Source organism: Mycobacterium sp. NTMscope_MAC_12 (genome assembly GCF_976985675.1).
On sequence record NZ_CDRJYY010000001.1, the window covers coordinates 4,072,840 to 4,083,685 of the forward strand.

At 67.8% G+C, this 10,846-nt stretch carries 8 protein-coding genes; 3 read left to right on the plus strand and 5 right to left on the minus strand.

Annotated features, from left to right (window positions below; all coding sequences use genetic code 11):
* On the plus strand, positions 1-1,059 hold the full coding sequence (locus tag AC0KS4_RS18800; protein WP_238956649.1) for a hypothetical protein: 1,059 nt from the start codon (positions 1-3) through the stop codon (positions 1,057-1,059).
* Positions 1,060-1,073: 14 nt separating this feature from the next.
* Here AC0KS4_RS18800 and AC0KS4_RS18805 read toward each other — a convergent pair whose 3' ends face one another.
* From AC0KS4_RS18805 to AC0KS4_RS18825, 5 genes are all read right to left on the minus strand, one after another.
* A complete protein-coding gene (locus AC0KS4_RS18805; protein WP_238956650.1) occupies positions 1,074-2,150 on the minus strand; it encodes a PDR/VanB family oxidoreductase in 1,077 nt (358 codons plus the stop codon).
* A gap of 8 nt (positions 2,151-2,158) precedes the next feature.
* Positions 2,159-3,082 carry an alpha/beta fold hydrolase gene (locus AC0KS4_RS18810; protein ID WP_238956651.1) on the minus strand — a complete coding sequence of 308 codons (924 nt, stop codon included), beginning with the start codon at positions 3,080-3,082 and terminating at the stop codon, positions 2,159-2,161.
* Positions 3,083-3,099: 17 nt separating this feature from the next.
* A complete protein-coding gene (locus AC0KS4_RS18815; protein WP_238957363.1) occupies positions 3,100-4,008 on the minus strand; it encodes a metal-dependent hydrolase in 909 nt (302 codons plus the stop codon).
* 20 nt (positions 4,009-4,028) lie between these two features.
* Complete coding sequence (locus tag AC0KS4_RS18820) at positions 4,029-7,277, minus strand: thioester reductase domain-containing protein (RefSeq protein ID WP_238957364.1); 3,249 nt, start codon at positions 7,275-7,277, stop codon at positions 4,029-4,031.
* Between the two features lie 441 nt (positions 7,278-7,718).
* The gene (locus tag AC0KS4_RS18825) at positions 7,719-8,750 is read right to left on the minus strand and encodes a diacylglycerol/lipid kinase family protein (protein WP_225326344.1); all 1,032 of its coding nucleotides are present in this window, start codon (positions 8,748-8,750) and stop codon (positions 7,719-7,721) included.
* 186 nt (positions 8,751-8,936) lie between these two features.
* Between AC0KS4_RS18825 and AC0KS4_RS18830 the strand changes: the two genes are divergently transcribed.
* Both AC0KS4_RS18830 and AC0KS4_RS18835 read left to right on the plus strand, forming a co-directional pair.
* Positions 8,937-9,818: an oxidoreductase gene (locus tag AC0KS4_RS18830; protein WP_238956652.1), complete on the plus strand. Its 882-nt coding sequence runs from the start codon at positions 8,937-8,939 to the stop codon at positions 9,816-9,818.
* Between the two features lie 106 nt (positions 9,819-9,924).
* Positions 9,925-10,845 carry a DMT family transporter gene (locus AC0KS4_RS18835; protein ID WP_225326342.1) on the plus strand — a complete coding sequence of 307 codons (921 nt, stop codon included), beginning with the start codon at positions 9,925-9,927 and terminating at the stop codon, positions 10,843-10,845.
* Position 10,846 lies beyond the last annotated feature (1 nt).

The following is a 10,846-nucleotide window of genomic DNA, read 5'->3' on the forward strand; positions in this document are numbered from 1 at the left end:
ATGTCTGACACGGTGAAGGTGACCGTCGACCGGGACTCGGTCGCCATGGGCGACGATGTCGACTCCCATCGCGAGTTCTGGGTCTATCCCGCCTCGGCGACCATCGATGACCTGCTGATCGAGATTTCTACCCACTATGTACCGGGAATCGCCGGGCCGGCCGGGTGGTGCGTGTTTCTGGACAACGACGACCGATCGCGCCACCGGGAAATCGGCCTCATCTATAGCCGGGATGACCTCGGCCAGCGGGATCACATCTGCAGGTTGTTGCCCGGAAAAACGACGGTGAGCGATTTGGCAAAACGCGTGGGGTGCCCGGAATTGGGTGTCTATGCGTCCTACCTGACCTTCGACGAAGCGCGACCCTGGAGTCTCGACGAGGTTGAAGGATGCTCCACGTTCACTGGGTGCCGGCCCACCAAGCTGGAATCCGAGGCCGCCGCCGACGCCAACCGCGACTGGGTGCTGATGCGCGAGCTGGACCGACTCGCGCGGAGCGTCGCCGGGGCGCGCCGCGACTGGGTTCGGGCCAATCTGCTTGCGGCGCCGCCGCCGTGGATCGACATCTTCATCGCACGCAACTTCCACTACCTGACCGAATTGCACTGCCCGGCCAGCATGTCAATAGCCGCAAAGCTCCTCGGCGTCGACGGATCCCGGAGCGAGGACTTGGCGGCGCTGGCCCATGCCGACGCGCGCCCCAACGTCGTGACGCTCGCGATGGTGCTGGCCGCCTTCGAATGGGGAACCCAACGCGGCACGTGGCGGGAGGGGGAACGGGCACATTGCAAGGCCTACCTGGAGTTGCTCGCCCATTGCGGCTACCGGCTCTCGCCGATCGAACAGGTCATGGCCGGCCACATCAGCGTCGAGCAGCTCAAATTCGGCGCGGCAGACGCCGCCAGGCTCGATCGGATCCGCCAACTTCGGGACCAGCAATACCAGCTCCGCATGAGCCGCTACTACGCCAAGACCCTCACCGACGAGCAATATCAGGCCGCCATTGGACCCGTGCATGCCGAACTTTCCAGCCTGGGAGAGCTTCCCGGCCCCATGTAGGCGATTCGAAACGGTCAGGCGTCGATGACCACACGCCCGTTTTTCGCCCGGGACACGCAGACCAGCATCTCGTCGTCCCCCTCGGCGGCGCTACCCCGCCGATCGACCTGTCCGGCAAGCACTTTCACCTTGCAGGTGCCGCAGAAGCCTTGCTGGCAGGAATAGGCCGTCGTCGAGTCGCGGTCGAGCATGACGTCCAGCGCCGAACGGTTGGCCGGCACCGTGAGCACCCGCCGCGAACGCGCCAGTTCCAGTTCGAAGGGGACGCCGTCGATCACCGGCGGCGGCCCGAAACGTTCGTAGTGCAGCGGCGCGCCGGCGTGCTCGTCACGCACGGTGCGCACCGATTCCAGCAGCGCCGTGGGGCCACACACGTAGACGGCGGTCGTCGGCCCGGCGTCGGCGAGCAGGTCCGCCGCGGTGGGGATCCGGCCGCGCTCGTCGTCGGCCCACACCGTGACCCGGTCCGGCGCGACCGCCACCACTTCGTCGAGCAGCGGCATGTAGTCCCGGCTGCGCCCGGCATAGACGGCGCGCCAAGCGATTCCGTGCTGCTGCGCGGTCTGGATCATCGGCAGGATGGGCGTCACCCCGATGCCGCCGATCACGAACAACACCTCATGCTCGTCGGTGACGAGATAGAACGCGTTGCGGGGCCCTTCGAACTCGAGCGGGTCCCCCACGGTGAAGGTGTCGTGCATCTCGATCGAGCCACCGCCGCCGTCGGCAATGCGGCGCACGGCGATGCGATAGTCGGTGCGCCGCCCGGGTGGCCCGCACAGCGAATACTGCCGGCGCCGGCCCGACGGGAGCCGAACGTCGATGTGCGCGCCGGGTGTCCAGGACGGCAACAACCCACCGTCCGGGTCGGCCAGCGTCAACGCGACCACATCGGGCGTCAGTTCCTCACGTTTGGTGACTACCGCGGTGGTGGTCCGCTGCACGGGCTGTACCCGGGAGGGCGTCCACCGCGACGCCGACGCCATGCCCCCGAACAGCGTGCCGACCCCGTACAACGCCGTGTACATCCGGTCGCGTTTGCGCCGGCCGTAGAGGTCGGCCGGAATGCTATCCCAAATAGACCGTGTCACAGCCGTTCTCACGCCTGCCCCATTTCGCGGCGGCCCGCACTCTCCGACGTCAGATTGACCCACTCGCCGGTGAACCCGGCGATGACGTCGGGATGGGAGGTGACCACCCAATGGCCACCCTCGATCGGGACGATCCTGCCGCGGTCGGGAATAGAGCCGGTAAACCGTTGCAGGGCGGGCGATACGAAATAGTCCCGCCGCGCGACGAGCACCTGCACCGGCACCCGGGTCTGCGGCAACTGCCGCACCGGGACGAAGAACGGCGCCGGCATGTTCGCCCGGTACAGGTTCAGCCCGTTGAGGTAGTCCTCGATCGAGCGGGTCGTGGCCGCGCGTTGCCGATCGCTGCCGCGCCCGCGGCCGATACGTTCCACCGCGGCAAAGACTTTCACGGTCGCCCGCGACCGGATCGCCAGCTCCGGCACACCCGGGCACAGGAAGAACCAGATGTAGGAGGAGGCCAGGGCCTGCTTGACGACGTCGAGAACGGCGCGCGGTGTGCGCGGAGACCGCAGGAACCTGCCCGCATAGTTCAGGTGCGGCCCGGAGATCGACGTGAACGAGGCGACCTTGGCCATCACCGAGTCGTCGGTGACCGCCGCCCAGCCCTGGATCGAACCCCAGTCGTGGGCCAACAGGTGAACCTGGCCCACCCCGAGGCTGTCGATCACCGCGCCGACATCGGAAACCAGCTGCGGCAGAACGTAACCCGATCGTCCCGTCGGCCTCGACGATTCGCCGGACCCGCGCACGTCATACGCCACCACGTTGAACCGGTCGGCGAGTTCGTGTGCGACGCCGTCCCACACGCGGTGGTTATCCGGGTAGCCGTGGATCGCCAGAACGGTGGGCCGCCGCGGGTCGATCTCGGTGTAGGCGTGGACCGCCAGGGAAACCCCGTCGGACGCGACCACGGTGCTGGACTGAGTCATCCCGAACGCTCCCGTATTCAGTGCGACGCTCGGGCGGCGGGCGAGCGGGCCAAATAGTCGACCGCGCGTCCCACCCCGCCCAGCTGGGACGGATGGAAACTCGGCGTGTAATAGGCGCCGATGACCCGCAGGAACTGGAATGGCCCCGGCACCAAGCCCCTTCGGGCCGCGCGGAAATAGTCGCGCCAGCGCGGTTTGGTCCCCGGCGGCAGATAGGGGTCGACGGAATACATGAATCGCACGCCGCGGATGAACAGCCACAGCAGCGCGGGCGTCACCAGCAGCTGGGTGCGCACCTGCCGCCAGTACCCGGCGCGCAGATGCTTCATGGTGTCGAACGCGACGGCCTTGTGCTCGACCTCCTCCGCGCCGTGCCAGCGCAGCAAGTCCAGCATTACCGGATCGGTGCCCAGGGCGTCGTGCTGGGGGGTATCCAGGATCCACTCGCCCAGGATCGCGGTGTAGTGCTCGAGCGCCGCCACCATCGAGACCCGTTCGAGCAACCAGCTCTGCCGCCGGCGCCCGCTCCAGTGCGGGCGGTCACCGATGAGTTGGCCGAACAGCCAACGCATCTGGTCGGTGAACGGTGTGACGTCGATGTCGTTGGCCGCGAAGTGCCCGAGTACACCCGCGTGCGCCTGCGAATGCATGGCCTCCTGGCTGACGAATCCCTGCACGTCGCGCCGCAATTGATCGTCTTTGATCAGCGGCAGGGTGTCCTTGAACGCGTCGACGATGAACTCCTCACCCGCCGGCAGCAGCAGGTGCAGCACGTTGCAGAAGTGGGTGGTGAAGGGCTCATTCGGCACGTAATAGAACGGGAGCGTCGACCAATCGAAGTCGACGTCACGCGCCTGCAGGACGATGCGCTCGTGATCGAGCGAGGCGTCATGCGGGCCCGCCGCCTTGTCGTCGACGGTGAACATCGTTGCCATCCCTTTCCGTGCTAGGCGCTGCGTTGCGCCTCATCCTCTACCTCAGTGATCAGACGCTCGCTGCGCAAGAACCGGACGAGGTAATCGACCGTCTCGGTCAGGGCCGGCTCGCGCAGGCGGACCGTGGCGAGCCCCCGCCGGTGCCGGTACTGGGTGTTGTTGTATCGCTTGTCGCGCATCGCCGCGATCTTGCCCGCCGACCGCGTGAGGAAGTCAACCAGCGGATACATCTGGTCGTTCGGCGTGCAGCGGCGGTCCAGCTGCTCGGCGAACGACGGAATGTCGTGGTAGTCAAAGCGATACCCGTAGCGTTCGGACAGGATCCGGGTGATGTCGGTGAGGTTGTAGTAGTCGTCGGCCGTCATATTGAAAACACTGCCCGACTCGTCCGGGAGATCCATCAGCGCGACGATGTGATCCGCGATCAGGTCCGCCGGCAGCAGGCTGATCTGGTTGAGCGCGTTGACGGCCAGGCCGTGCTCGATCATGAACGCCGTGAGGCGCACCAAGATGTCGTCCTGGCTGCCGAAGCCCGCCCGGGTCGGAGAGATCAGCGAGGGCCGGTAGATGCGGACGTCGAGCCCTTTGCGCTGCGCGGCCAGCGCCAGCTGCTCGCCGACCCACTTGGTTTGCGAGTAGCCGAAGTCCAGCCCGGCCATCTTCTCGTTCGCGTCCCACTCCCCGACCACCGGCTCGGTGCTCCAGCCGTAGATGAAGGTGCTCGAGACCAGGTGGAAAGTCTTGCGGTGGGCGGTCATCGCCAGCCGCAACAGCTCGCGGGTGCCCTCCACGTTGGCGGGCCGCAGGGCGTCGTAGGTCCGCACGTAGTTGACCAGGGCGCCGCTGTGCACGACGGCGTCGACGTCCTCGGCGAGTTGCTGGAAGGCCGCCTCCCCGATGCCCAGCGCGGGCTCGGCGAGATCGCCACAGATCACCCGCACCCGCGCCCGGACCTCGGCCTCCAGCGCCGGCGTCCAGAGCTGAGCGCGGCGCAGCGACGCGACGATGCGGTCCAAGCCGTGCGCCGCGTCCGTGGCGCGCACCAGTGCGTGCACCTTGTAGGACGTCCTGCCGAGCAGGCTGCCCACCAGGAACGGCCCCAGGAACCCGGTCGCGCCGGTCAGCAGGATGTCGGTGGGCGCACCCGCCCGCGCCGGTGCCGGCTCCGGCAGCGGCAGGGCGGCGTCGGCGCGCATCTGGGCGGTCTCGTATGCCTCGTAGTCGGCGGAGATCTGGTCCAGCGCCCGGCGCAGGGCGTCCAGCGGCTGCCCGGATCCCTCCCCGAATTGCCGCATCAGCCCGAAGAATTCGGCCACCGTCAGCCGCTGCAGCAGGCGCGTGTTGACCTCTTCGGCGAGCTCGCCCGCGCCGCGCTCCTCCAGCACGGCCTGCAGGTCGGTGCGCAGTTCGGCCAGCGCCAGCGAATCGATGCCGAGGTCGGCGAACGAGCAGTCCTCGTCGCCGGTGAGGTCGTAGCTCTCGATGAGATTGCGGAACCGCTCCAGCGGGCCCGCACCGACCTCCAGACCCTCGTGGGCCCGGGTGACCGCCGGGTTGACCCAACTAGTGAACGCGGGCAGCGTGCCGTCCAGCCACAGCTGGCGGGTCCGCGCGCGCCGGATCTTGCCCGAGGTGGTCTTGGGGATGCTGCGCGGCGGCGCGAACACGATGGTGTGCGGATCGACGTGGCAGTGCCGCCGGATGGCGCGGGCCAGGGCCTTCGCGTCGGGCAGGTTGTGCTCGTCTCGCACCTCGGCGACCACGACCAACGCCTCCTGCTCGTCGCGCTCGACCGACAGCGCGGCGACGCACCCGCTGCGGACGTGCGCGTCCGAGCGTTCGACGATGGCTTCGATGTCGGAGGGGTAGCAGTTGACACCGCGCACGATGATCAGATCCTTGCTGCGGCCGCAGACGAACAGCTCGCCCTCGTAGAGGAAGCCGAGATCGCCGGTCCGCAGGTAGGTGTGTTCGTCATCGCCGGCGATGCGGGCGCCGAACATCTCCGCGGTGAGCTCCGGGCGGTTCCAGTAGCCGCCGCCCTTGGAGGGCCCGTCCAGCCAGACTTCGCCGACGCGGCCCTCGCCCAGTGCCTTTCGCGATTCGGGTTCGACGATGCGAACCAGCGTGTCGTCGATGGGCTTGCCGCAGCTGACCAACGGCACCTGATTGCTGTTCTCCGGCAACGCCTTTTCGACCCGCGCGACATTCTTTTCCAGCCCCCGCTTGTTCACCGCGATGGTCTGGCGCCCCCGGATCGACACGATCAACGTGGACTCGGCCATGCCGTAAGCGCCCGTCAGCGCTTCGGGCCGCAGGCCGTAGTCGGCGAACCGCTGCCGGAATTGGTCGAAGGTGTTGGCCCGCAACGGTTCCGCCCCCACGACGATGCACTCGAGGCTGCTCAGGTCGACACCGGCGAGTTCGGCGGCGGGCAGCTTGTCCTCACGCAGGCAGTATTCGAGCGCGAAGTTCGGTCCCGGGGTGTGTGTGGCGCGGACGTCGCTGATGAGCCGAAGCCACGACGAGGGCCGTGCGAGGAAGTCCAACGGCGACATCGCATGGGTGGATCCACCCAGCAGCAGGATGAACATGTAGGCCGAGATCAGGCCCATGTCGTGATGCTGCGGAAGCCACGAGGCCAGCACCACGTCGCCGGTGAAGGCGGACCCGTTGGCAATCACGTTGGCGTGGCTGACGATGACGCCCTTGGGGTCGTTCGTCGAGCCCGACGTGTATTGCAGGAAGAACACGTCCCCCGGGGTGTCCGCCACCGGGGCGCCGCCGAACTCCTGGGCACCGTCGGTGGCGAACCAGGGCAGCTCGGGCAGGGCGGCGTCGGACCAGCCCTGCCCACCGTGCCGCTGGCCGAGCAGCAGCCGGAAGTCGTACTCGAACTGCTTCGTCGACAGCACGGCCCTGGCGCCGCAATCCCGCGCGATGAAGCTGAGCTTGGCCAGCCCGGAATCGAACGACATGGGCAGCGGAGGGCTGACCGGAACGGCGATCACCCCGATGCGCGCGCAGGCATACAGCGCCGCGATCATCTCCAGGCCGGGGGGGTAGACGAGCAACGCCCGCTCACCCGCCTTGAGGCCGGCCTCTTTGGACAGGTAGGCGGCCAGCTCGCGGGTACGGTCGGCGAAGCTCTGATAGGTGTAGTGCTCGAGTTCGCGCCCGTCGACGTCGACGAAGCGGAAAAGGGTCTGGTCCGGCTTCAGCGCTTCCCACTTGTGCAGGTAATCGATCAGCGTCTCCATCGTAGGAGCGACCCCCTTCCGGTTCGGGCTGAGCCCGGGAACGACTTCCGTCATGAATATAAAACCAATGTAGCGCCGCCGACCGGTGAAGAGCAAAACATTCAGCGCCATTAATGGGCTATGCACAACACATTCACAGCTCTGGCTTAAGCGGCGAAATTAATTGCGCAAATGCTGATCTGCGACGATACGGACTTCAGTATCTCAGTGGTCAGCGACCTGGCGTTATTGCCCGAACAGGCTCCTCAGATACTGACCTACGGATGTACTAATTCGCGTAATTCAGATGCCTATAGTGCGGGCCGTAATAGTCTTTCATCCGCTTGGCCGAGGCGTCAATTCGCAAAGCCATAAAAGCATTTCCGGGGTCGGATTTACCGGGCCTTTTACGCGCGCCGCACGGTGTCGGAACCGGATTGCGGAACTATGACGTGGCGTGCGTCACGACGCCGTCGCGCTGCGCGCCCGGGCGATGCTGGACGGCGCGACCTGCGCGATGCGGATCCGCGGCCCCGCCCGGGCCACGAGCTTCACGATGCCCAGGAAGCGCTCCCCATCGATGATGGGCGACAGCGGCTCGCCCTCGGCTTCGATGATCATCTCGTGGCCGTTGACGTCGCGCAGCCCCTTGCCACGGAGCATGCCGTTGGTGAGGGCGGTGGGAAGCTGCGCCACGATTCTCGAGGGCCGTAGGTATCCGGCCTGAAAGTGCAGCGCGCCGGGTTCGGCCGCCTTCGGGAACAACCGCAGGGGGCCACCGATGCGCAGGTCGATCGCGCCCGCGTGCAGCAGGCTGTGCGTGCGAGACGGGACCTCGTCGCCGTCGATGACGACGCGGGCGCTCGTCGGGGTAAACAGGATCGACGCGTAGTTCGGGGTCTTCACCCGGCTCGGGGCGACCTTGGACGTGATGTAGTCGCCGAAGCTGCGGGCGATCACCCGCGCGACGGCCAGCCGACCGTGGTCGGGGGCCGCGTAGTACCGGTCATAGAAGCGGTTGCCGACACCCCCGGCGGCCAGCCCGAAGCAGAGCCGATGAAACGCCGCGCCGTCGGCGGTTTCGCCGTCGAGCACCAACGTGTCCAGGCGCACCTCGGGCGGAGGTCGATCGGCTTCGGCGGCCGCCGTCAATGCGCGGATGATCGTCTCCGGCCGGCCGCGCACCCGGGCCTTGCGCGCAACGGCGTTCACGCTGCCACCGTTGGAGGGGACGAACGCCGGCCAGCGTTCGGGGTCCGGTTCGCATTGCTCGGTTTCGTTGATCAACCAATGCAGCGCGCCGTCGCCGCCGTCGCCCACCAGGTGGGTGACGCGCGGGCCGATCCGCTTGATGGTGTCGCGGAGATCGTCGATGGATGCGGTCTCGTGCACCTCGCCCCAGGGACCGACGAGGCGACGCAGCTCGTCGATGCGATCGCGGGGAGCGGCACGATTCTTCCGCGCTTTCGGATTGACGATGACGCCTAGAAACATCCGGCGATCCCCCGCGCGTACCTGACAAAACACCGCTGTCGTGCTACCCGCGCCGGTGGGATGTCGCTGGTCATCCCAGGCACGATACCCGGGAGCACCGCCGGACCCCGAACGCGTCCTCGGCGCCGCCGCGAGGCCGCTCGGCCCCGCGGCGGCGTTCGCGGATGCGTGGTTAGGGTGTCTGCCATGGCCGATTGGACCGCAGCCCAGCTGCCCTCGTTCGCCGGACGGACCATCATCATCACCGGCGCCAACGCCGGGCTGGGTGAGATCACCGCCCGCGAGTTGGTCCGGGTCGGGGGCCACGTCATCCTGGCCGTCCGCAACACCGACAAGGGTCACGCCGCGGCCGCCCGCATGGCGCGCTCGGCCGCCGGCCGGGTCGAGGTGCGCGAGCTCGATCTGCAAGATCTGGGGTCGGCGCGGCGCTTCGCCGAGGGCATCGACACCGTCGACGTCCTGGTCAACAACGCGGGCATCATGGCCACCAAACACGCGGTGACCGTCGACGGCTTCGAGGGTCAGATCGGCACCAACCACCTCGGCCACTTCGCCTTGACCAACCTGCTGCTGCCCAAGCTGACCGACCGCGTGGTGACGGTGTCCTCGCTGATGCACCACTTCGGCTATATCAGCCTCAAGGACTTGAACTTTCAGTCGCGACCCTATTCGGCCTGGCTGTCCTACAGTCAGTCGAAGCTGGCCAATCTGCTGTTCACCAGCGAGCTGCAGCGGCGTTTGGACGGCGTCGGCGCTTCGCTGCGCGCCCTGGCCGCCCACCCCGGCTGGTCGCACACGAACCTGCAGGGCAACTCCGGCCGCAAACTGGGCGACGCGGCGGTCCTGGCGGTCGACCGCATCGTGTCGACCGACGCGGATTTCGGCGCCCGCCAGACGTTGTACGCGGTGTCGCAGGATTTGCCGGGCAACACCTTCGTCGGCCCGCGGTTCGGGCTGTACGGTCGCACCCAACCGACGTGGCGCAACTGGCCGGCCAGGCGCGCGGGCACCGCCGCCGCGCTCTGGGAACTGTCCGAGCGGCTCACCGGAACCGCATTCCCGCTCTGAGCGGGCCGCGTCTGTGCGGCCCGGGCAACCGCGAGGCGCGCGCCGGTCGGCGCCGCGATTAAATTAGTAGTTCGAGCACAAGCCAGCTGGGTGAGGAGGTTATGCCATGTCCGACGTGCATCTGGCGGCCATTCTCGCCCTGTGTGCCGCGCTGGCATCGGCGATCGGCAACGTCGTGCGTCAGCGGTCCGCGCAGGAGGTCACCGACAGGCGGGTGGGCCACCTGACGTTGTTCGGCATGTTGCTGCGCGACACCCGGTGGTGGCTGGGCGGTTTGGGCGACATCGGCAGTTACCTGCTGCTGGCCGCCGCCCTCGACAAGGGCTCGGTGTTGCTGGTGATGTCGCTGCAGGTGACGGCGCTGCTGTTCGCGCTGCCGATTTACGCGCGGATGAGCCATCACCCGATCACCCGCCGGGAGTGGACCTGGGCGCTACTACTGGCGGTCGCGCTGGCGGTGCTCATCGCGATCGGAGACCCGACCGGCGGTCAGCAGCGGGCGCCGCTGCAGACGTGGCTCGTGGTGGCCGCGGTGATCGGCCCGCTGTTGCTGCTGGGCTTGTTGGGCGCCCGCATCTGGGTGGATCGTCCCGTCGCGGCGCTGCTGCTTGCGGCGGTGGCCGGCTCGCTGCTGGCGGTGTTCGCGGTCCTGATGAAGGGCGTCGTCGACATCCTCGAGCGCCACCCGGGCCAGGTGTGGCGTTCCTTCGAGCTCTACGCGCTGGTGGCCTGCGGGGTGGCCGGCATGATCTATCACCAATCGGCGTATCGGGCCGGCGCGCTCACCGCATCCCTGCCCACGATCATCGTGGCGAAGCCCGTGGTGGGCGGGATCCTCGGGATCGTCGTGCTCGGCGAGACGTTGGCGGCCAGCGGCTGGGAGTGGCTCGCCCTCGCCGCGACGGCGGTGGTGGTGATCGTCGCGACGGTGGGGCTGGCCCGCGGTGAGGCGGCGACCGTGTCGGCCGGCGCGGGGCGCGACGTGAAATCCACCGACACCAAGCTCGAGGCGGGCCTGAGCGGCTGAC